At 69.0% G+C, this 21,090-nt stretch carries 30 protein-coding genes; 26 read left to right on the top strand and 4 right to left on the bottom strand.

The genetic code is table 11. From position 1 onward, the window contains the following. Positions 1-26 precede the first annotated feature (26 nt). Positions 27-1,559: a DEAD/DEAH box helicase gene (locus tag G3I56_RS34230; RefSeq protein WP_164415927.1), complete on the bottom strand. Its 1,533-nt coding sequence runs from the start codon at positions 1,557-1,559 to the stop codon at positions 27-29. Between the two features lie 315 nt (positions 1,560-1,874). Beyond that, on the bottom strand, positions 1,875-2,078 hold the full coding sequence (locus tag G3I56_RS34235; protein WP_164320284.1) for a cold-shock protein: 204 nt from the start codon (positions 2,076-2,078) through the stop codon (positions 1,875-1,877). A gap of 585 nt (positions 2,079-2,663) precedes the next feature. Here G3I56_RS34235 and G3I56_RS34240 point away from each other — a divergent pair. Further along, the gene (locus G3I56_RS34240; protein ID WP_164415929.1) at positions 2,664-3,083 is read left to right on the top strand and encodes a PASTA domain-containing protein; all 420 of its coding nucleotides are present in this window, start codon (positions 2,664-2,666) and stop codon (positions 3,081-3,083) included. Positions 3,084-3,468: 385 nt separating this feature from the next. Here the strand turns inward: G3I56_RS34240 and G3I56_RS34245 are convergent, their stop codons facing one another. Beyond that, on the bottom strand, positions 3,469-5,148 hold the full coding sequence (locus tag G3I56_RS34245; RefSeq protein WP_164415930.1) for a tyrosine-type recombinase/integrase: 1,680 nt from the start codon (positions 5,146-5,148) through the stop codon (positions 3,469-3,471). 164 nt (positions 5,149-5,312) lie between these two features. After that, entirely contained in the window at positions 5,313-6,173 is an 861-nt protein-coding gene (locus G3I56_RS34250; RefSeq protein ID WP_164415932.1) for a helix-turn-helix transcriptional regulator, read from the bottom strand. A 219-nt stretch (positions 6,174-6,392) separates the two neighbouring features. Here G3I56_RS34250 and G3I56_RS34255 point away from each other — a divergent pair, with 219 nt between their 5' ends. From G3I56_RS34255 to G3I56_RS34370, 25 genes are all read left to right on the top strand, one after another. Continuing rightward, a complete protein-coding gene (locus G3I56_RS34255; RefSeq protein WP_239135275.1) occupies positions 6,393-6,680 on the top strand; it encodes an integrase in 288 nt (95 codons plus the stop codon). A 22-nt stretch (positions 6,681-6,702) separates the two neighbouring features. Continuing rightward, complete coding sequence (locus G3I56_RS34260) at positions 6,703-7,254, top strand: hypothetical protein (protein WP_164415934.1); 552 nt, start codon at positions 6,703-6,705, stop codon at positions 7,252-7,254. Then, complete coding sequence (locus G3I56_RS34265; RefSeq protein WP_164415936.1) at positions 7,251-8,078, top strand: phage antirepressor N-terminal domain-containing protein; 828 nt, start codon at positions 7,251-7,253, stop codon at positions 8,076-8,078. The genes G3I56_RS34260 and G3I56_RS34265 overlap by 4 nt, the downstream gene beginning before the upstream one ends. Then, positions 8,075-8,320, top strand: a complete 246-nt coding sequence (locus tag G3I56_RS34270) for a hypothetical protein (RefSeq protein ID WP_164415938.1) — start codon at positions 8,075-8,077, stop codon at positions 8,318-8,320. The genes G3I56_RS34265 and G3I56_RS34270 overlap by 4 nt, the downstream gene beginning before the upstream one ends. Further along, positions 8,320-8,676, top strand: a complete 357-nt coding sequence (locus G3I56_RS34275; RefSeq protein WP_164415940.1) for a hypothetical protein — start codon at positions 8,320-8,322, stop codon at positions 8,674-8,676. The genes G3I56_RS34270 and G3I56_RS34275 overlap by 1 nt, the downstream gene beginning before the upstream one ends. Before the next feature lie 161 nt (positions 8,677-8,837). After that, complete coding sequence (locus G3I56_RS34280; protein WP_164415942.1) at positions 8,838-9,797, top strand: hypothetical protein; 960 nt, start codon at positions 8,838-8,840, stop codon at positions 9,795-9,797. After that, complete coding sequence (locus tag G3I56_RS34285) at positions 9,797-10,567, top strand: ATP-binding protein (protein WP_239135276.1); 771 nt, start codon at positions 9,797-9,799, stop codon at positions 10,565-10,567. The genes G3I56_RS34280 and G3I56_RS34285 overlap by 1 nt, the downstream gene beginning before the upstream one ends. Then, on the top strand, positions 10,564-11,901 hold the full coding sequence (gene dnaB, locus G3I56_RS34290) for a replicative DNA helicase (protein WP_343240134.1): 1,338 nt from the start codon (positions 10,564-10,566) through the stop codon (positions 11,899-11,901). Before G3I56_RS34285 ends, dnaB begins: the two co-directional genes overlap by 4 nt. Then, a complete protein-coding gene (locus tag G3I56_RS34295) occupies positions 11,898-12,146 on the top strand; it encodes a hypothetical protein (protein WP_164415944.1) in 249 nt (82 codons plus the stop codon). The genes dnaB and G3I56_RS34295 overlap by 4 nt, the downstream gene beginning before the upstream one ends. Beyond that, the gene (locus G3I56_RS34300) at positions 12,143-12,763 is read left to right on the top strand and encodes a hypothetical protein (protein ID WP_164415946.1); all 621 of its coding nucleotides are present in this window, start codon (positions 12,143-12,145) and stop codon (positions 12,761-12,763) included. Before G3I56_RS34295 ends, G3I56_RS34300 begins: the two co-directional genes overlap by 4 nt. 303 nt (positions 12,764-13,066) lie before the next feature. Next, positions 13,067-13,396, top strand: coding sequence for an AlpA family phage regulatory protein (locus G3I56_RS44865; RefSeq protein ID WP_164415948.1), 330 nt, complete (start codon positions 13,067-13,069; stop codon positions 13,394-13,396). 81 nt (positions 13,397-13,477) lie between these two features. After that, entirely contained in the window at positions 13,478-13,735 is a 258-nt protein-coding gene (locus tag G3I56_RS34310; protein WP_164415878.1) for a hypothetical protein, read from the top strand. Next, positions 13,732-13,950: a hypothetical protein gene (locus tag G3I56_RS34315; protein WP_164415950.1), complete on the top strand. Its 219-nt coding sequence runs from the start codon at positions 13,732-13,734 to the stop codon at positions 13,948-13,950. Before G3I56_RS34310 ends, G3I56_RS34315 begins: the two co-directional genes overlap by 4 nt. Then, positions 13,947-14,321, top strand: a complete 375-nt coding sequence (locus tag G3I56_RS34320; RefSeq protein ID WP_164415952.1) for a hypothetical protein — start codon at positions 13,947-13,949, stop codon at positions 14,319-14,321. The genes G3I56_RS34315 and G3I56_RS34320 overlap by 4 nt, the downstream gene beginning before the upstream one ends. Next, positions 14,318-15,214 carry a DUF2637 domain-containing protein gene (locus tag G3I56_RS34325; RefSeq protein WP_164415955.1) on the top strand — a complete coding sequence of 299 codons (897 nt, stop codon included), beginning with the start codon at positions 14,318-14,320 and terminating at the stop codon, positions 15,212-15,214. The genes G3I56_RS34320 and G3I56_RS34325 overlap by 4 nt, the downstream gene beginning before the upstream one ends. Then, a complete protein-coding gene (locus tag G3I56_RS43400) occupies positions 15,211-15,357 on the top strand; it encodes a hypothetical protein (protein WP_203691373.1) in 147 nt (48 codons plus the stop codon). Before G3I56_RS34325 ends, G3I56_RS43400 begins: the two co-directional genes overlap by 4 nt. 10 nt (positions 15,358-15,367) lie before the next feature. Then, entirely contained in the window at positions 15,368-15,874 is a 507-nt protein-coding gene (locus tag G3I56_RS34330) for a hypothetical protein (protein ID WP_164415957.1), read from the top strand. After that, positions 15,874-16,245, top strand: coding sequence for a hypothetical protein (locus G3I56_RS34335; RefSeq protein ID WP_164415959.1), 372 nt, complete (start codon positions 15,874-15,876; stop codon positions 16,243-16,245). The genes G3I56_RS34330 and G3I56_RS34335 overlap by 1 nt, the downstream gene beginning before the upstream one ends. A gap of 95 nt (positions 16,246-16,340) precedes the next feature. Continuing rightward, positions 16,341-16,541: a hypothetical protein gene (locus tag G3I56_RS34340; RefSeq protein ID WP_164415961.1), complete on the top strand. Its 201-nt coding sequence runs from the start codon at positions 16,341-16,343 to the stop codon at positions 16,539-16,541. Positions 16,542-16,668: 127 nt separating this feature from the next. Next, positions 16,669-16,968: an HNH endonuclease signature motif containing protein gene (locus tag G3I56_RS34345; protein WP_343240135.1), complete on the top strand. Its 300-nt coding sequence runs from the start codon at positions 16,669-16,671 to the stop codon at positions 16,966-16,968. A 9-nt stretch (positions 16,969-16,977) separates the two neighbouring features. Next, on the top strand, positions 16,978-17,241 hold the full coding sequence (locus G3I56_RS34350; protein ID WP_164415963.1) for a hypothetical protein: 264 nt from the start codon (positions 16,978-16,980) through the stop codon (positions 17,239-17,241). A 122-nt stretch (positions 17,242-17,363) separates the two neighbouring features. After that, a complete protein-coding gene (locus G3I56_RS34355) occupies positions 17,364-17,639 on the top strand; it encodes a hypothetical protein (protein ID WP_164320331.1) in 276 nt (91 codons plus the stop codon). Next, positions 17,602-19,143 (top strand): terminase family protein, encoded by a 1,542-nt coding sequence (locus tag G3I56_RS34360; protein ID WP_239135277.1) that lies wholly within the window; start codon positions 17,602-17,604, stop codon positions 19,141-19,143. The genes G3I56_RS34355 and G3I56_RS34360 overlap by 38 nt, the downstream gene beginning before the upstream one ends. 13 nt (positions 19,144-19,156) lie before the next feature. Then, positions 19,157-20,371 (top strand): phage portal protein, encoded by a 1,215-nt coding sequence (locus G3I56_RS34365; RefSeq protein ID WP_164415965.1) that lies wholly within the window; start codon positions 19,157-19,159, stop codon positions 20,369-20,371. Then, complete coding sequence (locus tag G3I56_RS34370) at positions 20,368-21,042, top strand: HK97 family phage prohead protease (protein ID WP_164415967.1); 675 nt, start codon at positions 20,368-20,370, stop codon at positions 21,040-21,042. Before G3I56_RS34365 ends, G3I56_RS34370 begins: the two co-directional genes overlap by 4 nt. The last annotated feature ends 48 nt before the right edge of the window (positions 21,043-21,090 follow it).

A 21,090-nucleotide genomic window follows, 5' to 3' on the forward strand; every position in this document is an offset into this window, starting at 1 on the left:
GGGACGGCTTCCTGATCAAGAAGGTGCTACGCCGCCGCAGCGACGTTGGGCCGACGTGCGGGCGCGCGACCGGCCGCCGAGGCGGGACGGCGGCGGCCACGTGAGGTGCTGCCGCTGCCGCTGCCGCGCTTGGGGCGCTCGACAACCGGAGCCTTGATGACGACCGGGATGCCCGAGGGGGCCTGGGCACCGGTGATGCGGTGCAGGGCCTCTTCGCCGGCGCGGACCTGGGTGGTCTGCGGGACGATGCCGGCCGCCGCCATGAGGCGGGTCATTTCGCGGCGCTGGTTCGGGGTGACCAGGGTGACCACGCTGCCGGACTCACCGGCGCGGGCGGTCCTGCCGCCGCGGTGCAGGTAGTCCTTGTGGTCGGTCGGCGGGTCGACGTTGACGACGAGGTCGAGGTTGTCGACGTGAATGCCGCGCGCTGCGACGTTGGTCGCCACCAGCACGTTGACGTGCCCGCTCTTGAACTGTGTCAGCGTGCGGGTGCGCTGCGGCTGCGACTTCCCGCCGTGCAGCGCGGCGGCCCGTACCCCACTGTTCAGGAGCTGCTCGGTGAGGCGGTCGACGGCGTGCTTGGTGTCGAGGAACATGATCACGCGGCCGTCGCGGGCCGCGATCTCGACGGTGGCCGAATGCTTGTCGGCGCCGTGGACCTGCAGCACGTGGTGCTCCATCGTCGTGACCGCGCCGGCCGAGGGGTCTACGGAGTGCACGACCGGGTCGCTGAGGTAGCGGCGCACGAGCAGGTCGACGTTGCGGTCGAGGGTCGCGGAGAACAGCATGCGCTGACCCTCGGGGCGAACCTGGTCGAGCAGCGCGGTGACCTGCGGCATGAAGCCCATGTCGGCCATCTGGTCGGCCTCGTCGAGGACGGTGATGGAGACCTGGTCCAGCCGGCAGTCGCCGCGGTCGATGAGGTCCTTGAGGCGTCCCGGGGTGGCGACGACGATCTCGGCCCCGCCGCGCAGCGCGCTGGCCTGCCTGCCGATCGGCATCCCGCCCACCACAGTGGTGAGCCGCAGCCGTACGGCACGGGCATACGGGGTGAGCGCGTCGGTGACCTGCTGCGCAAGCTCACGCGTCGGTACGAGGATCAGGCCCAGCGGCTGCCTGGCCTCGGCGCGCTGCCCGACCGTACGGGCCAGCAGCGCGAGCCCGAAGGCGAGGGTCTTGCCGGAGCCGGTGCGCCCGCGGCCCAGTACGTCCCGGCCGGCGAGGGAGTTCGGCAGGGTCGCGCCCTGGATCGGGAAGGGCACGGTCACGCCCTGGGTGCCGAGCGCGGTCAGCAACTCCTTGGGCATCTCGAGATCGGCGAAGGCCTCCACGGCGGGAAGCGCGGGGGTGATCGTCTCGGGGAGAGCAAACTCACCCTGGACCGCGGCGGGCCGACGGCCGTAACCGCCGCCACCACCGGAACGCCCCTGCCCACCGGAGCGGCTCTGCCCGCCGGACCGGCCTGCGGTCGACGAACCGGATCGGCCACCACTGCGTCCGGCAGCGGCACCGCCGTTACGGGTGCGGGAGAAGCGGTCGTTCGTACGTGTGCGGTTCATGCGGAACCTTCCTCGATGCGGCTCACATCTAGGAATTTCCGCAGCAAAGAGCGGCGCGGAGAATTGCAAGAATGGGCCGAAAGAATGCGAAAGCGAATCTGGCCGGTGGTGAATTCACGCGGGCTCAGGTGCTGAATTGGGTGACTCGATAGGGAGTGATGTCCGGGGCGTTCACGCCCACAGACTCCTCGACGTCTTCGGAGTCGTCTCACAGGTGAAGCAGATGAAGCAGGTGAAACCACTGCGAAAAAATGCATGCAGCTGGGGCCCGTACCCCTAGGGATGCGGGCCCCAACTGCACAGTACGCGTCAGCGTCAGACAAGAACGATGTTCTCGGCCGTCGGGCCCTTCTGGCCCTGCGCGATGTCGAAGTTGACCTTCTGGCCTTCGAGCAGCTCGCGGAAGCCCTGGGCGGAGATGTTCGAGTAGTGGGCGAACACGTCAGGGCCGCCACCATCCTGCTCGATGAATCCGAAACCCTTTTCCGCGTTGAACCACTTCACGGTGCCAGCAGCCATGTCATATCTCCTTCAGGGGCAGTGATTACGGGCCCGCAGATCGCAGACTCCGTGTCGCCGCGATGATTACCCCGTCCGGAAAAGACCGGCGTTAAACTTTCGGGAACCACAACTGCAACTTAGATCGACAGTAGCACACTGCGACGGCCGACGAGCGTTGAATAACTCTCAGCTATTTATTAGGGTAAATAACCTGCCCGTGCGTTCCGTCAATATCTCAGCTTGCGGCCACAGATATTGGTGGGTGCCCAACGGAGGGCCTGCCTCGCGAAGCCCATCGCCGCCCGACAGCCGCGCCGCCCGGCGCGCCGTCGGCCCCCGAAACGCCGCAGTGCCCGACACCGACACTCGTGACAACGCGCCCGGCGACCTCACCCACCTGTTGCGGATGCTCCCGCAGGCCATTTAGCAGGCCACGGGCCTCGTCATGCGCACGTACGAGCACGGCCGAAGCCCCGCCACCGAGCGGGCAATGGTCGCACCCGGTACCCGTTCGTGTCACAGCAGCGCACTCCGCCCACACGGCCCCCGCACGCAACGCATGATGCTCCCCCACCGCACGCACCGTCCCTGGGGGAAACCAGCATGCGCACCCGGACCTTCGCGGCCGCACTCACCGCCGCAGCACTGCTCGCACTCGCCGGCTGCGCGAGCACCGACAACACCAGCCCCAGCAAGCCGGACGCCTCGACCCAAAACACCGACGACAAGCCGAAACAGGACACCACCACCGAGCCCGACACGGAAACGCCCGACAGCCCCACCGACGCAGATCCCGAAACGGCAGCGCTGCCCGACCTCGTCGGCCAGGACCTCCAGGCCGCCCAGGACGAGGCGCAGGCCGCCGGCTTCTACGTCCTGGACGACCAGGACGCCAGCGGCCAGGGACGGTTGCAGGTCCTGGACCGCAACTGGACGGTCTGCAGCCAGGACCCCGACCCCGGCACGCACCCCACGGACACGCCCGTGACCCTGTACGCCGTCAAGGACGACGAGACCTGCTGACACTCCTCCCAGCCGCCCGGCCCGCCCTGCCGACGCCGCGGGCACCCCGTACGACAACGGCACCAGCCCCCGAAAACGACGCGAGCCCCAGTCCAGATGTCCTCTGAACTGGGGCTTGTCCGTAGACCCTGTGGGACTCGAACCCACAACCAATGGATTAAAAGTCTGGGGACCTGACAGACCGTCTAATTCCGGCGACTGTCACTCTATGCCGGGGTCAGTCGATACGTGCTGGTCAACGTGACTTTCGGCGCCATCCCTCACTCGTCCTCGTGTCGCTCCATGCCGGTACCTGTCGACTACTTCCGGAGCGTTCGGGCCAGCAGTGGGCCAGCAGAAAGGCCCCGCCACCTGCGGTGACGAGGCCTGTTCGTTCCTCTGAAGTCTACGCCGGACCCTGCCCGTTGTCAGTGCCCGGCCCTACGGTGGGGTCATCAACATCCGCGCTCGCTGGCTGCGACGCGTCAGGCCCCGTCTCCGGTGCAGCGACCGGAGGCGGGGCCTCGCTCTGTGCCCGCCGAGCCCGCGGCACGGCCGCCGCCGCCTTCTCCGTCAGCTCTTCCTCGTACTCCTCGAACAGCTCCATGTACGTGTCGACCGTGAGCACGTAGGTCGAGTGCCGCAGCTTCACCTTCGCGTCGTTCATGTCGCCGCCGCCGGCCTTCACGAGCGCTGCCGCGCCATGCCGGAGGTCGCGAAGGTTGATGGGCGGTAGGTCCGCAGCTTCCACGATCCGCCGGAACGCCTTGCTGACGACGTCGGGATGCAGCCACTCACCCGACTCGGTCGTGAACATCTTGCCGGTGTCGACCCAGTCGGGCGTGTCCTTGCCCTGCTCCCGTTCGGCGGCGGCCCGCGTGTTCCAGGCGTCGCGCTCTGCCCGCTGCCGGGCGCGGTGCTCTTCGAGGACGGCGACCGTGCCCGCGTCGATCTTCACCGTGGACGCGGAGTCCTGCGTCTTGGGAGTCGTCTCGATCGGCGTCCACCCGTCGACCACGATCTCGGTGGCCACGAGGATCGTCTTCCTGGCCGCGCTGAAGTTCGCCCAGTCCTGGCCCACGCCCTCGCCACGGCGCAGGCCGTGATGGGCGATCAGGTGGAAGAAGGCGTACAGGCGGTCGCCCTCGGCCTCGTCGAGGAACGCGCCGAGCTGCGCGGGGTTCCACACCATCACCGGGGACGGCTTCGCACCGGTCTCCCTCCAGCGCGCGACCCGCTCGTCGGTCCACAGCAGGCCCTTCGGCCGGGCGGCCGGCGCCAGCTCGACATGCTGCGCGGCGTTGAAGGTGATGAGCTGCCCGGCGATCGCCTTGTTCAGCGCCATGCGGAGCGTGCGGCGGATGGCCTGCTTCGTGGCCGGGCCGGTGATACGGCGGAACGGCGGCATCTCTGCGAGCTTCGCCCGCTCGGCGGCGAGCTTCGCCCGTTCAGCAGCCTTCGGCGCCCCGGGCTTCCCTCTCTTGGAGCGCGCGACCTGCTCGCGGCGCGCGGCGTTCTCGGCGGCTGTCACGTCGTTGCGGTCGTCGATCGCGTCGAACATGTCCTGCACGTGGCCGACGCCGAGCCGGTCCAGGCGCAGGTGCCCGATGGCGGGCTTGAGGTGGACGCGGATGTGGCTCTCGTAGCCGTGGTTCGTGGTGGTGCGGGTCGCCTTCTTGGCCATGACCTGGTCGAGCCAGTCACCGACGGTCGTCCGGCCGTCGAGGGGAACGCCGACGCCGAGCTTGCGGGACACCTCGACCGGCTCGGGGATGTCGATGCGCCGGCGCATCACGTCCTGGAGCAGGTCGCCCACGCGGCGGGCGGCGTCCTCGTCGTCGCCGGGCAGGTCGAGGATCCCCTGGAGCTTCGTGAGGTCGCCCTGGGCGTCGGTGACCTTGGCGTAGCCGGTGCGGCGGAAGGTGCGGCGGGTGCCCTCGGCGGTCGGCGGGAGTTCCTGCCGGACGGCATGGGCGCCGTGGTTCTTCTTGGTCAGCTGTGGGCACGCGTTGCTGAGCAGCTTGCCGTCCGGGCCGCGGCACTCGCAGCGTTTACTGATGCCGCCAGCGCGGCGGGATGCAGGCATCGGTGGCGTCCTCCCTGTGCGGAATCGGCGGGTATCAGGTGGCAGGCACTTTGACGCGGTCGCGGTCGTCTGGAAGCGAGGCGGCAAGTGGATAAGTGGCATTCTGGTGACCACGTTTTCCCACCACTTGTCAATTCTGGTTCGCGAAAAATCGCAATAATTCTCTAGTCTCCCAATGGTCCTTCCATCTCGTCAACTAGCCCATCGAGTCGTTTTTCACTTTCAGTGATCGCATCTTGCAGGTCATCACCCAGCCATGGCAAAACCCAACCGGCATGCTTGATATCGGCTCGCACTTTCCACAGCTCCATCGCGTCATCAGTAACCCGCTTTTCTGCCATTCTGAGGTGATCTTCTGCATAGCGGCGCTCCATATCCCTCTGCCGCAAATGCTCCACATACGTCGACATTTCTTTAATCCGAGTCCTCCTCGCCTCCGCCTCCGGCGACGTAGAGGCCACCTCGCTCTTCACCTCACGCCGGTACTGAAGAGCTTGAGATCGCAGCATCTCAAGCTCCGCCTGAGCCAAATCTAGCTGCTCACCCGTGCCACCAACCTGCGCCAGTGCACTTTTCACTCGCGCACTCTCCCGATCGATCAGACGCTTCCGAAGGTTGTTGCTGATCGCACGATGCCGCCGATAAAGGAAGATGGCATTGTTTGCGTAAGGGCGTCCTCGAACAGGCTCAGCCCTGTTGCCGCTAAACCAGTCAATCCCTTTGAGCACGTCAAACGTTTCCCCCGGCAATACTTCACAACTCTCCGCATGCCCAAGAGGAAACACAAGAAGTACCGGCGGAATATTTAGCGCGGCAGCAAGGATCAGGACCTCGGCGATCGTCACCGTCGTCCTGCGTCCGCTTTCCAGGTTGGCCAACACTGACCGCTGGATCGGCATACCAATCTCGGCGCAACGGTCGGATAGCTGCTGGGCACTCAGACCTTGATCCTGCCTATGACGCCGAACCTCATGCGCGACCGAGAGGGCGAGACGGGCGGACCAGTCGGGTTGCGGATCTGTCATGACGGCGAGACTCCTACTTGCTCCGTGATCGAACCAACCGAACTCTTTCGGATTGTGCAGCACTAGACAGTAGCGACCGACAGTCGTTGTCAGGATTTAGCAACGATCCCACGACATCTGTGCTTGCACAAGACAGCACGGCTTGACACGGCCAAGGACGAAGGTCAGACTCGGCGTCACTTCCCCAGGAAGTAACTTCCGCAAGGAGTGACACAAATAATGACAACAGCAACACCAAACGGCACACTGAGCCGTTCCGCCCTACTGGCTCTGCCCGCCACCATCGACGTGGAGACCGCAGGCCGCGCCTTCGGGATCGGCCGTACGACGGCCTACGCCCTCGCCAAGAGCGGGGCGTTTCCCTGCAGGGTGCTCCGCGCCGGCAAGGCCTACCGCGTAGTCACGGAGGACCTGCTGCGAGTGCTGCACATCACTCCGGATAACGGCGACGGCGCCGGGGGTCCAGCCCCGACGCCGCTTGCCGAGCGCACCACCGCGACCACCTGATCAAGCAGAAGAGAGCACGCTCATGACCAGCGTAATCCCCGAGGCGTCAACGGCGACGCCGAACCCGACTGACCAGCGCACCAGCAGCAGCCCCGTGCTCTCGCGGACCTTCACGGTCACCGCCAAGGACACGCGCGAGGAACTCTCCTTCGTCTGCATGCCGGGCTGCATCATCGACCACCAGCGCATCGACTGCGGCAGTCCCACGACACCGGCCGAGGTCTGCTGCTGGACCGAGACCAACGGCGACGTCTCCCTGCCGATCGACGAAGCCGGATTCGACAAGCGGGTTCTCTGCGCGCGCATCGAGGTCGTGCCCTTCGCCGCCTCCATGCCCGGTCGCCTGCCCCACGCGCAGGTCGAGATCGTCGAGGACCACTACATCGAGGACCTGGACCCCGACGCACTCGGCGTCGTCATCACCGTGCTCTCGGAGCGGCTTACGGCCCTGCGCCGTACGCACGCCGACCTCGTCCGTGTCCGCGCCGAGTACATCGAGCGCGTCCGCATCGAGGCGGACGTCGACCAGATCCTGGCCGCCATCACCACCCCCGCAGCGGGGGTGCAGGCATGAGTGCCGAGATCGCACGCATCAGCCTGTCGAGCGGGGCCGTGGAGACAGTGATGGTCGACGGTCAGCCGCACGTCGTATTCCGTCCGGCGGTCGAGGCGATCGGCCTCGCCTACTCCGCCCAGCTCCGCAAGCTCCGTGATCGCTCATGGGCCAGTCGTGTCGATATCGACACGACTGGGGCCGACGGCAAGACCTACCGCATGGTCGCGGTCGACGTCCGCACCTTCCTGATGTGGCTCGCCACCGTCAACGAGAACAAGGTCGCCGAGGCCGCGCGCCCCACCCTCATCGCGTACCAGCAGGAGACGACCGCAGCGGTCAACGCGTACTGGACGCAGGGCGGGGCGATCAACCCGGCCGCCACCCAGGAGCAGGCCGCCGGCCTCCGCACCGAGCTGGACGGTGTGGACCGTGCCCGGCTGGCGCGGGAGCGGCTGTCCGCGATGGGCGTCGCGAAGGAGTTCGGCCTCGTCAACTCCTCCTACATGGAGGCCATGGCGCGCACCGAGCTGGCGCGGATGAACGGCACCGAGCCGGACATCGACCCGGCGGACGTGACCATCACCTGCGACGAGTTCCTCACCGAGCGCGGCGTGACCGGAACGGCCCTGCGGTCGGCGCGGGTGAAGCTCGGGCAGACCGTGGCGTCCCTCTACCGGGCGCGGTACGGGCAGGCTCCGCAGAAGGTGAAGCGGCCGATCAACGGTGTCCACCGGGACGTCGCGGTGTACACGCACCGGGACGTTGACCTGTTCGATACGGCGTGGGCCGAGCTGGCCCGCCACTACGACGTGCAGACCAGCATCGGCGGGGGTGCCCGATGACCGCACAGACGACGACCGCCGGTCCGAAGTCCTTCACCGGTCCAGCCGAGGATGCCAAGGCTGAGGCGCTGGAGTCGTGCGTCGCCGAGTTCGAGGCGATGCGTGAGGGCGCGGACGAGACCCTCAACGAGTTCATCGACCACGTGGTCCCTGTGATCCGCCAGTTCGGCGACCCTGCCGCGTTCGCGAACTGGTTCCTCACCGCCGTCGAGGAGCAACGCGAGAAGGCGGGTGCCAGCTGATGGCCGGGCAGGCCGCTGAGGTGGATGTCCGCCTGGTGCTCACGGTGGATCTGACCGGCTCGTACGGCAGCCTGCGGGAGGTCTCCGCAGCGCTGCGGGAGCAGACGCTGCGGAACGTCGACTGCCACACCGCGATCGTCCGACTAGGCGCCGACGCGGTCCGCCACAACCTGGAGTTGGGGCGATCGATCGCAGCGGTGTTCTACCTGTCCGCGCAGCGCATCGAGGTGCACGCCCTGGCGGGCAACGTGATGGGCCCGTTGATCCATGACGAGGTCGCCCGGTACGTGCGCCTGTTCACGGCCGACCACGCCCTCATGACGGCCTCTCTCACCTCCGAGAAGCCTCCGGGGTGACGTGGCCCGCGTGTGGGGTCCCAGGTGAGTCCTGGGACCCCACACACCCCTTCTGACTCTCCTGTCGGCCCCGTACGAAAAGAGCAACCGTTGATCGACAAGGGCCCGACGATCGCGCCGGCGGACGGCGCGCGGGTCACGCTGCCCTCGGCAAGCCGCTGATGGGATACGAACTGCGCCGCTGGCTGGCAGACCGGCTCCCGGCCGGTCTGTCGTCCGGCGAACGCCTGGTGGCGCTGGAGATCGCCGACCAGGCCCACGACGGCACCCGTACGGCCAACAGCCGCGACGTGCTGGAGGTCGTGGCCCGGCGTACAGGGCTGTCCGGGGTGAAGCAGGTCGGCAAGGTGCTGGGGAAGCTGTCCGTCGGCGGCATTGAGCTGCGCGTCCCGCTGAAGGACCCGCAGGGCCAGCCCTTGAAGGACAAAGCCGGACGGATCGTCTTCGCCTGCGCTGGTCACCGTACGACGTTCAGGGTGCCCAACGAGAGTGAGTGCCCAGCACTAAAGGTCCCCCCAGCGGGGGACCAAATCGACTCCGAAAGGTCCCCCGCTGAGGAGACCATCGAGCCGGAAAGGTCCCCCGGGCAGGGGACCAACCCAGGGGAAAGGTCTCCCGCTGGGGGGACCAACAGGCCGGAATGGTCCCCCGCTGGGGGGACCCTAACCACTCAAAGAACAACCTCAACAACTACAACTACTTCTCCGGCTGACGCCGCAGAGACTGACTCTCCCGGCGGGACGCTCTTCGACGAGCCGCCCCCCGTCGCTGCCGCTGCGGCTGAACCGAAGCAGCGAGGCGCAGCCAGCAGCCCGGAAGAGCCTCAGCTCCCCGATGCCTTCGAGGCCTTCTGGAAGACGTACCCGCGCCGTACGGAGAAGCGGGACGCCGCCCGGGCCTGGAACAAGGCGCTGCGGATCGGCATCCCGCCCGAACGCATCGTCCGGGCCGCCGGCCTGTATGCCGAAGCGCGGCGCGGGGAGCCGTCGAAGTTCACCAAGCACCCCGCCACCTGGCTGAACAAGGGCTGCTACGACGACGAGCCCGAGCCGGTCCGCCCGGAGCGCGGCATACCGCACGCCAACACCCAAGACCAAGATCTTTACGACAGGGGAATCTGATGACCGCCGACCAGACACCCACCTCCCGCCTCACCGTCGATTTCGAGGGCCTCGGCATCCCCGTCGGCTCGTACGCGCTGCCCACCCGTGGCGCGGTCGAGCACCTCGGCGAGGACACCGCCGCCCGGTTCGCCGAGCACTTCGCCGGGCGCCTCCCGCTTGCGGCGCTGACCGCGACCGAGACCGCGTTCCTGCGGGAGCACTTCCTCGACCAGTTCACCGAGCGGCGCGACCGCGCCCTCGAGTACTTCGGCCGCAACGTGCCGCTGCGCTACCGGGACGCGAAGCCCGACGAGCGGGCCGCCGCCTGGGCAAGAGGCGTGGCAGCCGACCCGCACGGCACGAAGTCAAAGCTGCTGCTCGGCTCGACCGGCACCGGCAAGACCCACTGGGCGTACGGGGCGCTGCGGGCCCTCGCGGACGCCGGGGCGTGGGTGCCGTGGAAGGCAGTCACGGAAGCTGACCTGTACTCCAGGCTCCGGCCGCGTCCCGGCCACGACCCTGAGGCCGAGTTCCTGACGATGGCCGGCTGTCCGCTGCTGTTCCTCGACGACCTCGGCGCGGCGAAGTTCTCCGAGTGGACCGAGGAGGTCACCTACCGGCTGGTCAACTACCGGTACGACCACTGCCTGCCCGGCATCTTCACCAGCAACGTCCTGCCGCAGGACTTCGCCGCCACGTTCGGCGACCGGATCACCTCCCGTCTCGTCGAGATGTGCGACCAGGTCGCTCTCAAGGGCGCTGACCGCCGCAGGGAGGCCCGGGCGTGAGCGCCGTCGACGAGTTCACGCGCCAGCTGCCGTTCGACGCGGACGCGGAACGGTCGGTCCTGGGCGGCATGATGCTGTCCGAGGACGCGATCGCCGACGTGGTCGAGGTCCTCGACGGCCCGGGCGACTTCCACGCCCCGGGGCACGAGCTGGTGTACGGCGCGATCCTCGGCCTCCACTCCAGCGGGCAGCCCGCCGACCCGATCACCGTCACCAACCACCTGCGCGAACAGGGCCTGCTGGCCAAGGCCGGCGGGGGACCGGCCGTGCACGCCCTCATCGGGACGGTGCCGACGGCCGCCAACGCAGAGCACTACGCGGGCATCGTGCGGGACTGCGCGATCCGCCGCCGCCTCGTCAAGGCGGGCACGATGATCGTGCAGCTCGGCTACGACGGCGCGGACGCCACCGAGTCCATGGACGCCGCGCAGGCCGAGCTGAACGAGGCAGCACAGCTCCGCGAGGACCCCGACGCGGCGCTGATCGGCGACGACCTCGACGACCTCACCAGCGAACTGGCCGACTTGCAGCAGAACGGGCACGCCACCGGTGTCCTGACCGGCTACACCGACTTCGACGGCCTCACCCACGGCCTCCACCCCGGCCAGATGGTCATCGTTGCGGGGCGTCCAGCGCTCGGGAAGTCCACTGTGGGCGTCGACATGGTCCGCCAGGCCGCGATCCGCGACGGCCGCCCCGCCGCGTTCTTCAGCCTGGAGATGTCCCGCCGGGAGGTGCAGCACCGCATCATCGCCGCCGAGGCCCGCATCGGCCTGCACCACATCCGTGGCGGCAGCATGACCGACACCGACTGGGTCCGCTTCGCCCAGCACCTACCCAGGGTGAAGGCGGCCCCGCTGACGATCGACGCCACCCCGAACCAGACCGTGACGCAGATCAAGGCCCGCTGCCGGCGTCTCAAGCAGCGCGGCGGCCTGGACCTGGTCGTCATCGACTACCTCCAGCTCCTCGGCTCCGGGTCCGGTCGCCGTACCGAGACGCGGCAGCAGGAGGTCTCCGACATGAGCCGGTCGATCAAGCTCATGGCGAAGGAACTGGAGGTGCCCGTCGTCGTCCTCGCGCAGCTCAACCGCGGACCGGAGCAGCGTACGGACAAGAAGCCGCAGGTGTCCGACCTGCGCGAGTCCGGGTCGCTGGAACAGGACGCGGACATCGTGATCCTGCTGCACCGCGAGGACGCCTACGACAAGGACTCCCCGCGCGCCGGGGAGGCGGACCTGATCGTCGGCAAGCATCGCAACGGGCCCACGGCGACGATCACGTTGGCCGCGCAGCTGCACTACTCCAGGTTCGTCGACATGGCCCGGCCGTGACCGCGCTCACCGAGGAGGACATCGCCGCCGCCCGCGCGCAGGGCGACCTGTCCGCGCTTCTGCTGATGGCGTCCGGCATGTCGACCGCCGCGCCGAAGCAGCGCGTCAAGGCGCCGCCTGTCCAGGTGTCCCGGGCGCGGCCCGGCGCGTGGCCGGACGGCTCGAGACCGCCAGGCCTGCTGCCCGAGGTCGCCGACCACCTCGCTCGACTGTGGCCCGACCGCTACCCCGGGAGGAACTCGTGACCGACTGCGGACTGTGCGAGCACGACGCCGGTACCCGGTACCTGTGCGAGCGGGACACTGTCGCCCTCGCCGGGCGCCTCGACCAGCTGCCCGCCCTCGCCGACGAGCTGGTCGACTTCCTGGTGCCGCGCCGCTCCGGGTTCGGCGAGCTGGTGACGGCACGCACGGCCGGCCCCCGGTCGCCGATCAACGAGGACGTCCTCGACGAGCTGCGGGACAACCGGGCGGGCGAGATCGTGCACTCCTGGCGGGTGGACGTGCAGCGCGAACGCTGGCCGCACCACAGTGCGCCGCCGCCCTCCGGGCTGGCAGCTGACTGCCGGTGGCTGGCGATGGAGCTGGAGTGGATCACCACCCACTACCCGCCCGTCGGGGACCTGGCGCGCGAAGTGCGCGCGCTGGAGGCCGAACTCCGCTCGCTGGTCGGGGACCCGGTGCCCCGGCGGCAGCGGCTCGGTACGTGCGTGGCGGTGACGGACGACGCAGGCACGGTGTGCGGGGCGGAGTTGTCGCGGTTGCCGGGCGGGCCGGTGCGCTGCCGGTCGTGCGGCTGCGCGTACCAGGGCGAGACGGACCTGCTTCTGCTGCTGCACTACCAACCCACGCCTGCGGCCTAAGCCTCGTCGGAGTCCTGCCGAGTCGGGCGACTGGACACGTATCGGTGCAGGGCCGACACGATCACGTCGGTGACCGTGCGGCCCTCCGCCTCAGCCTTCGCCTTTGCAGCACTCCATAGCCCGTCCGGGACCCGCACGTTCCGCAAAGGCGTCTTGCCTGTGGCTGGCCTGCCCATGGCACCTCCCCTGTAGGTACAGAAATCTACGCCCACCACCACGGATCCACTTGACACGGCTCACGCCTCACGCGTTAATGTAGGTACACAAAGTCACTGTGAACAGCAGCGACGGAGGAGCTGAACCATGTCCGATATCACGTGGCACCGCCCGGAGTTCCAGGGGAAAGACGACCAGCTCGTCAGCCTCGCCGGAGTCGCCGTGTTCGCCGGAGTCACCCGCGCGGCCGTCTCGAACTGGCGCAAGCGGCACGACTTCCCCAAGCCCGTCATGACCGCCGGCCGCACCGTCTGGGTCGTCCGTACCGAGGCGGAAACCTGGCTGGCCAGCCGTTCGACGCAGAGCGCGACAGACACCGAGACCAAGCGCGCTGCGCTGGAGGCCCGTGAGGCCCGCCAAGCCATCGCCCTGGCCACCACCCGCAAGAAGCTACGCGAGCTACGCCAGCAGCACTGAACAAAGACGGCCCCCGGCGGTGTTACGAGCACCGACCGAGGGCCTGACCGAACCCTTGATCAAGCAAGGAGAACGGCTGTCATGGATCTTCCCATGCCCGCGATCACCCCGACTCGCAGGCTCATCGCCGCGGGCATCATCCGCCGCATCGCCGGACGCACCATCAGCGTCCGCGTCACCGAGGCCGGCGTCACCGGCACCATCAAGAACGCCCGCGTCGCCGAACTGCACCGCCTCTGCCGCGAGGACTACACCAGCAGCGCCGACCGCCGCACCCAGGACCACCGCGACGACGCCTTCCTCCTCGCCCGCGCCTCCGAGGCGGTGGCCGCACGATGAGCACCCCCTACGACCCGCTGCGCGAGCCCGGCTACACCACTGCGGACTTCGGTTCCCTCGAGGCCGAGATCGCCGTCACCCGGCGGATCCTGGACGAGACGGCGCCCCTGAACATCCACAGCAACGACGACATGCTGAAGGCCGCCGTCGCCCTCGACTGCCGTGTCCGCGGACTCCTCGCCGCCCTCGACGCCAAGCGGGGTGAGGGCCAGTGAGCGAGCCCCGCACGATCACCCTGCCCACCGCCGACCACGGCCCGGTCACCGTGACCTGCCCCGCCTGGTGCATCGGCCACCCCAACCACAGGCCCGACTACCAGCGCGCCGACATCCTTCACAAGGGCCCCGACGTCAACCTCGCCTTCCACGGCACCGAGGTCATCGCCTCGTGCCTCGCCCAGTCCCCGTACGCGACGCCCGGCGACCCGAGCCTTGGCGGCCGGACACCCGGTGTCTCGGTCTACCCGCCCGGCCGGACCCTGACCCCCGTCCAGCTGTACAGCCTCGCCGCTGCCCTGGACGGATACGCAGACCGGCTGCGCGACCTCGCCGACCAGTTGCACACGCTCCTCGGGGGTGGCCAGTGAACCGCGACCCCTCGCGAGCCCTCGCCACCACCGCCGGCGCCGTCATCATCGCCCTCACCGCCGCAGCATTCTGGCTGTCGTACGCGCACCTCGCCGAGGTCGCCCTCGCCCACGGCCTCCACGACGCCGAGGTACGCGCGTGGGCATGGCCAGCCTGCCTCGACCTGTTCATCATCGCGGGCGAGGTCATGTGGCTACGGGCCGCACTCGCCCACCACGTCGACCCCTGGGCCATCGTCCTCACCGTCGTCGGATCCGGGGGATCGATCGCCCTGAACGTGGCAGGAGTCGGCGCCGACGCCCAGGCCCTCGACTACGTCGTCGCAGCGGTTCCGCCCACGGCCGCGCTCCTCGCCTTCGGAGCGCTCATGCGGCAGGTCCACCAGGCCCTCGCCGGACCGGCAGCGGCCGTGACGGAACTCCAGCCGGAACGGAGTTCCGCCCCGGCGGAACTGCCGGAACCGGCACCGGAACTCCGGGCGGAACAAGCGGAACCGATCACCGTCGAAAGAGTCCCCGAGCCGGTCGACGCCCAGCCTTCCGGGCCCGTCCTCGGCCCCTGGACGCCCGTGGCGGAACTGGTCGGCGGAACAGGCGGAACAGCCTTCGACCTGCGGCTGCCCAACGGCTACCGGGCCGCTGAGCCCCTCGGCGGAACCGTGCCGGAACCGGCACCGGAACCAGTTCCGCCCACCGGAACCGACACCGGAACCGGCGCCGACGACATCGAGGCCACCGACAGCCAGAACACCACCTTCGAGGCCCGCGTCGCCCTCGTCCGCACCTGGCTGCTCACCGAACCGGACCTCACCGGAACCGAGATCGGAACCAAGTTCCGCGTCTCCGACGGATACGGCCGGCGCCTCCTGCGGACCGCACGAGGCGACACGTGACCGTCGCCGGATGCTTCGCCGCCGCCGCCCTCCTCGCGCTGTTCGGCCTCTGCGCCATCGCGCTCCACGACGTCCCAAAGATCTCCGGGACCGTCGCCCTGATCATCACGCTGGCCGCGCTCGGCGTGGCCGTGTACCGCTGAAGGACCACCCGTGAACTTCGTAACGTTCGGCGGCGTCACCGTCGGCCTCTGCATCCTCGGCTACCAACTCGCCAACTGGTACCCCGGCTACAGGGCACTCAGGAAGAAACCTCTGCCACTCCTCGCCCGCCTCGCCCCGTTCCTCCTCGGCTGGATCTACGGCGTCCTGGCCATCCTCGGCGTCGGCGGCCTGATCGGCTGGGCAGCCGACACCGCCCTCTGGATCAGCAACTGGCTCGGGGACGCAGCACTCGTGTGGGGCGTCGGCGGCACGACCGGCCAGTCCGCGACCGGCACCGACTACCTGCCCCTCACCCGCGCCGGCGGCGGCGTCCTCCTCATCCTGACCATCGTCATGGTCGCTGCGGTGAAGAAGTCCGCGTACGGCCGGGACCTGAAGCTGGGCACGTGGTGCGGCATCTGTCTCGGCACCTCGGCGGGCATCGCCGGGTTCGCCGCCGTGCCGTTGGCGCAGGCCGCCAACTGGCTCGGTGACCGCGTGTACGGGGCGCTGTGATGGCCCGCCAGGAGAAGCCCGAGGACTCCTCGGAAGAGCCGAGCCGGACGGCCGGCGCGTGCGTGCTCGTCATCCTCGCGGGGGCCGTGACCGCCGTGGTGTTCGCCGCCTCGCCCACGGTCGGAGTGCTCGCCCTGTGGGCCGTCGGTGCCGGGCTGCTGTGGCGTACGGCCCGCCGCCGCATGTCCGATTCGTCCGCCACTCCCCCACCGCAGGAGGACCGCCCCTCCTGCGACGAATGCGCAGGTCACGAACTCGTCAGCATCACCCCTCTCGAAGGCCAGAAGGGGATGTTGATCTACACCACAGCCGTCCCGGACCGCCCTAACCACACCCACATCCACATCGCCGGAGAGGTGAACGCACCATGATCCGACACCTGTTGACCCGCGCATACGACTACTGCTCCACCTGCGGCTGGTGGGTCAAGGACTGCGGCCACCCCCAGTAGCGCATCCTGGTGAGCATGGAGTCGCAGATGATCCGGCCCGGCCACCTCACGGCACACCAGACCGCCCGCCTCCTCGGCATCGAGCTGGACGCCGTACGCCAGCTCGTCCGCCGCGGCCGACTCACCCGCTCAGGCGGCACACCACGACAGCCCTGGTACGCCGCCCACGACGTCGCCGCCCTCGCCGCCGAACGCCAGACCCGTAAGGCCGCTTGACCGCAGGTCAGACGCGTGTCACGATCCGCGTGTACAACTGTGCCCCGAAACAGGCACCACAGACGCATGACGCAGCCCCAGCCAATCCCCCCCCCGGCTGGGGCTGCGTCATGTCCCAGGGGGCGGGGTGAGCGTGGCCACCGGTGGCAGCGAACTCACCAGCTACGAGTACCGGCAGGTACGCGCCCGCATCCTCGCCGCATCCGACGTCTGCATCGTCTGCGGCCACAGCGCCTCCACCGCCGTCGACCACATCCACCCCCGCAGCAAGGGCGGCGCCAAGCTCGACCCCGACAACCTCGCCCCCATCCACGGCGTCACCGGCTGCCCCATCTGCCTCCGCAAGTGCAACAGCGAGAAGAGCAACCGGCCCCTCGCCGAGGTGGTCCAGCTGGTGACGTCGGTCGACTGGTTCGCCGGACCGTGAGGAGACGACATGCCCGTACCCTCCGAGACCGCCTACGGTCCGATCGCTGACGTTGCCGACTGGCTGCGCGCCAACGGCATCGACCCGAACGACGTGCCGCACGAGGGGCCGATCACCATCGACGGGCAGTGCATCCGGTATGCGGCCCTGCTGCGCAACGAGGACGGCCACCGCTACGTCGACCAGGCCACCGGCGATGCGGCACGCGAAGAGCGAACCGCATCACTCAAGGTCGAGCCGCCCGAGAAAGTGCAGGTCAGATCCGCTATCTGATCTGATCCGGCTCGGGATCTCCCTGGGATTTTTAGAAATCGGACATATCGCAACCCCGCGCCCAGCTTTTATTTTTCTCCCCCCGGCCCGATGGCACAGGGATGATCTTGGAAGGGGGCGCCATGGGCTCGGTCGAGGACGCCGTGCGTAGCGACGTCGAGCAGCTCGGCGACCTGGTCGGGGTCGAGCCGTCCCTGTCCGAGTTGGCGTACACGCTGGCCGTCCGGATCGACGCTGCGGCGACTGCCCAGTGCGAGACGTGTGGAGAGCCGGTGACCCAAGAGGACCGGTTGCTCCCCCAGTTGATCCGCGAGCTCCGGCAGACGCTCGCCCAGCTGCTGGAGGGGCGGGCCGCTGACGATGACGACGACCTCGGAGACCTGGGCTCCCCCGACTGAGTTCGCCGAGGATCTCCGGGAGCGGTACGGGCTGGAGTGCCCGCCGCGCTGGGGCACGCCTCGGAACCCTGAGCGGAAGTCGCTGGGGCCGAAGCTGTGGAAGGTCATGGAGAAGCTCGGCGCCCCGCCGATGCCGTGGCAGAAGTACGTCACGGACGTCGCCCTTGAGCTGGACGAGGACGGGGTGTTCGTCCACCGTGAGGCCGGCTTGTCGGTGTCGCGGCAGCAGGGCAAGACTGAGTTGATCCTAGGGCTACAGGTTCACCGGGCGATGGCGTGGCACCGGCAGAACATCATCTACGCGGCGCAGGACCGGAACATGGCGCGGCAGCGCTGGGAGGACGAGTTCTGGGAGAAGATCTCAGACTCCGACCTGGTGCGGCGGGCCCGGATCCGCAAGTCGAACGGCAACGAGAAGATCCTGTGGCCGGCGACCCGGTCGCGCATGGGCATCACCGCGAACACCGAGTCGGCCGGGCACGGGCCCGCCCTCGACCTGGGCATCATCGACGAGGCGTTCAAGCACGAGGACGACCGTCTGGAGCAGGCGTTCTCTCCAGCGATGACGACGCGGCCCATGGCTCAGCTGTGGTGGGCGTCCGCCGGTGGCACGACGAAGAGCGTGTGGCTGAACAAGAAGCGGGCCATCGGGCGGGCGCTGATCGAGGAGGCGTGGAAGACCGGTGTGTGGCCGGGCGTCTGCTACTTCGAGTGGTTCGCCCCGGAGGACATGCCGCGCGATGACCCGGCGACCTGGTACGCGACGCTGCCCGCGCTCGGCTTCACGGTCACCGAGGCGGTCATCGCTGCGGAGCTGGTGAAGCTGGATCCGGCAGAGTTCGACCGGGCGTACCTGAACCGGACCCGGAAGCCGACGCCGCCCGTCGACCCGAACGTCCCCAAGGGGAAGTGGCCGGGCCTGGTCGACGAGGCCAGCAAGCCGGTGGCGTCCAGCGTCGCTCTGGCCATCGACGTGTCACAGGACCGCAAGCGCGCGGCGATCAGTGCGGCCTCGCTCCGGCCGGACGGCAAGGTGCACCTGGAGGTCGTGGCGTACCGGACCGGTACGGACTGGGTGGTGCCCGCGGTGGCCCGGCTGCACAAGCTGTGGAAGCCAGTGGCCGTGGCGGTCGCCGCATCTGGGGCGCCGGCCAGTTCTCTGATCGACGACCTGATCGCGGCGGGCATCGACGTGCCCAAGGACAAGGAGCATCCGGATCGCGGCGACCTGGCTGTGATGCGGTCCGGGGACATCATCGAGGCGTGCGGTCAGCTGGCCGACGCCATGAACCAGGGCACGGTCGTCCACCTCGACCAGGTCCCGCTGACCGCCGCCGTCAACGGTGCCCGCACCCGCCGCAACGGCGACGCGTGGACGCTGGACCGCACGAGTTCCCTGACCGAGATCAGCCCGCTGTGCGCCGTCACGTTCGCCCGGTGGGCGCTGCTGATCCGGGGCCCGCACGTGATCGACGACTACGACATCGCGGACTCGTTCGCGTGAGGGGAGGCGCGGCATGGGTGCCTGGTCCAGGCTGAAGGGCGCGTTCACCCGCGACGCGCAGATCACGTCCGCCGAGGATCTCCTCGCGCGTTCCCGCGAGGGGCGCACCAACCGGGTGCACGTCACCAACGAGACGGCGCTGCGGAACTCGGCGGTGTGGGCGTGCCTGCGCCTGCGTGCGGACCTCATGTCGTCGTTCCCGATCGACGTGTACCGGTACGTCAACGGGATCCAGGTAGAGGTGCCGAAGCCTCCCGTCCTGGTCGCCCCGGGCGGCCTGGAGGTCGGCATCAAGGAGTGGGTGTACTCCACGGAGTTCGACCTGGACCGGGGCGGAAACTGCTTCGGAATCATCACCGAGCGGACCGGGGTCATCGGCCCGGACGGGCGCGGCCTGCCCGGGCGCATCGACCTGGTGGAGCTCGGCGCGGTCACCGTCCGGGGCAACGGTTCGACGATCACCAAGTTCGTCATCAACGGCAAGGAGTACGAGCCGTGGGAGGTCTGGCACGAGAAGCAGTACACCGTGGCCGGCTGCCCGCTCGGCCTGTCGCCGGTGGCCTACGCCGCGTGGACGATCGAGGAGACCCTGTCTGCGCAGCAGTTCGCCCGTGACTGGTTCGCCGGCGGGGCGGTGCCGCTGGCCGAGCTGAAGAACACGGCGAAGGTCGTGGACAAGGACAGTGCCCGGATCGCGCGCGAGCAGTTCCGGGCCTCCGTCGACAGCTCAGGTCTGTTCGTCCACGGCATGGACTGGGAGTACAAGCCGATCCAGGCCGTCGCCTCGCAGTCCTCGTTCCTGGAGGCCCGCCAGTACGGGGCGCAGGACATCGCCCGGTTCTTCGGTGTCCCCGGTGACCTGATCGACGTGGCCGTGTCGGGCAGCAGCATCACCTACGCCAACATGACGCAGCGCAACCTCCAGTTCCTGATCATGAATCTGGGTCCTGCGGTGGGGCGCCGCGAGGACGCGTTCAGCCGCAAGCTCGTGTCCGGGCCGCGGTTCGTGAAGCTGAACACCGACGCGCTGCTGCGCATGGACCCCGAAGCCAGGGCCCGCACGATCGGTGCGCGCATCACCAACCGGACGCTCGCCCCGTCCGAGGCCCGGGCGCTGGAGAACCTGCCGCCCTTCACCGAGGACCAGCTCGCCGAGTTCGACCGGCTGTTCGGCTCACGGTCCGTCCCCGCCCAGCCCACGACCGCCGTACCGGGAGCACCGTCATGACTACACCCGCGCTCGCCGCCGCTGCGGCCGAACGGGCACAGCACACCACCGCCCGCCGCGACCGCCCCTCACAGCGGCGCAGCGCCGAGCAGAGCGGGTCCCGCGCCGTGATGCGCGCCAGGCTGTCCGGCGTGCAGCTGCGCGAGGCCGACGGAGGTGGCGGCACGCTGGAGTTCCTCGGGCACGCCACGGTGTACGAGCAGGCCTACGAGATGTGGGACTACTTCGGCCCGTACACCGAGATCGTCAGCGAGGGCGCAGGCTCCGAGTCGCTGGCCCGCGCGGACCTCGACGTACCCCTCGTACTCGGGCACGACCAGCTGCGCCGTATGGCCCGCACCACCACCGGCACACTGCTGCTCGCCGAGGACGGCACCGGCCTGTCCGTCCACGCGCCCGCCCTCGACCCGGGCGACTACGACGTGGCGTACATCGCGCCGAAGCTCCGCGCGGGCCTGGTCGACGAGATGTCGTTCGCGTTCCGCATCGAGTCGGGCCAGTGGAGTCCGGACTACACCGAGTACCGGATCAACCGGTACGACATCCACCGCGGCGACGTCGCGATCGTCGGCTACGGCGCCAACCCCCACACCGGGGCGAGCATGCGCCAGCAGACCGCGCCGACCAACGGCCGGGCCCGGGCGCTGCTGGAGATCGCTCTCGCCCGCTGACACCCCTGATCTTCCCGCCGTCCGGCGGGAGTTACTGCCCTGCGCTCT

Origin of the sequence: Streptomyces sp. SID12488 (assembly GCF_010548275.1) — a bacterium.
GTDB lineage: Bacteria > Actinomycetota > Actinomycetes > Streptomycetales > Streptomycetaceae > Streptomyces.

Excerpts from the sequence above, each read along its gene's own strand:
- G3I56_RS34230 (WP_164415927.1), bottom strand. The coding sequence starts at position 1,559 with ATGAACCGCACACGTACGAACGACCGCTTCTCCCGCACCCGTAACGGC.
- G3I56_RS34235 (WP_164320284.1), bottom strand. The coding sequence starts at position 2,078 with ATGGCTGCTGGCACCGTGAAGTGGTTCAACGCGGAAAAGGGTTTCGGA.
- G3I56_RS34240 (WP_164415929.1), top strand. The coding sequence starts at position 2,664 with ATGCGCACCCGGACCTTCGCGGCCGCACTCACCGCCGCAGCACTGCTC.
- G3I56_RS34245 (WP_164415930.1), bottom strand. The coding sequence starts at position 5,148 with ATGCCTGCATCCCGCCGCGCTGGCGGCATCAGTAAACGCTGCGAGTGC.
- G3I56_RS34250 (WP_164415932.1), bottom strand. The coding sequence starts at position 6,173 with ATGACAGATCCGCAACCCGACTGGTCCGCCCGTCTCGCCCTCTCGGTC.
- G3I56_RS34255 (WP_239135275.1), top strand. The coding sequence starts at position 6,393 with ATGACAACAGCAACACCAAACGGCACACTGAGCCGTTCCGCCCTACTG.
- G3I56_RS34260 (WP_164415934.1), top strand. The coding sequence starts at position 6,703 with ATGACCAGCGTAATCCCCGAGGCGTCAACGGCGACGCCGAACCCGACT.
- G3I56_RS34265 (WP_164415936.1), top strand. The coding sequence starts at position 7,251 with ATGAGTGCCGAGATCGCACGCATCAGCCTGTCGAGCGGGGCCGTGGAG.
- G3I56_RS34270 (WP_164415938.1), top strand. The coding sequence starts at position 8,075 with ATGACCGCACAGACGACGACCGCCGGTCCGAAGTCCTTCACCGGTCCA.
- G3I56_RS34275 (WP_164415940.1), top strand. The coding sequence starts at position 8,320 with ATGGCCGGGCAGGCCGCTGAGGTGGATGTCCGCCTGGTGCTCACGGTG.
- G3I56_RS34280 (WP_164415942.1), top strand. The coding sequence starts at position 8,838 with ATGGGATACGAACTGCGCCGCTGGCTGGCAGACCGGCTCCCGGCCGGT.
- G3I56_RS34285 (WP_239135276.1), top strand. The coding sequence starts at position 9,797 with ATGACCGCCGACCAGACACCCACCTCCCGCCTCACCGTCGATTTCGAG.
- G3I56_RS44865 (WP_164415948.1), top strand. The coding sequence starts at position 13,067 with ATGTCCGATATCACGTGGCACCGCCCGGAGTTCCAGGGGAAAGACGAC.
- G3I56_RS34310 (WP_164415878.1), top strand. The coding sequence starts at position 13,478 with ATGGATCTTCCCATGCCCGCGATCACCCCGACTCGCAGGCTCATCGCC.
- G3I56_RS34315 (WP_164415950.1), top strand. The coding sequence starts at position 13,732 with ATGAGCACCCCCTACGACCCGCTGCGCGAGCCCGGCTACACCACTGCG.
- G3I56_RS34335 (WP_164415959.1), top strand. The coding sequence starts at position 15,874 with ATGGCCCGCCAGGAGAAGCCCGAGGACTCCTCGGAAGAGCCGAGCCGG.
- G3I56_RS34340 (WP_164415961.1), top strand. The coding sequence starts at position 16,341 with ATGGAGTCGCAGATGATCCGGCCCGGCCACCTCACGGCACACCAGACC.
- G3I56_RS34350 (WP_164415963.1), top strand. The coding sequence starts at position 16,978 with ATGCCCGTACCCTCCGAGACCGCCTACGGTCCGATCGCTGACGTTGCC.
- G3I56_RS34355 (WP_164320331.1), top strand. The coding sequence starts at position 17,364 with ATGGGCTCGGTCGAGGACGCCGTGCGTAGCGACGTCGAGCAGCTCGGC.
- G3I56_RS34360 (WP_239135277.1), top strand. The coding sequence starts at position 17,602 with ATGACGACGACCTCGGAGACCTGGGCTCCCCCGACTGAGTTCGCCGAG.
- G3I56_RS34365 (WP_164415965.1), top strand. The coding sequence starts at position 19,157 with ATGGGTGCCTGGTCCAGGCTGAAGGGCGCGTTCACCCGCGACGCGCAG.
- G3I56_RS34370 (WP_164415967.1), top strand. The coding sequence starts at position 20,368 with ATGACTACACCCGCGCTCGCCGCCGCTGCGGCCGAACGGGCACAGCAC.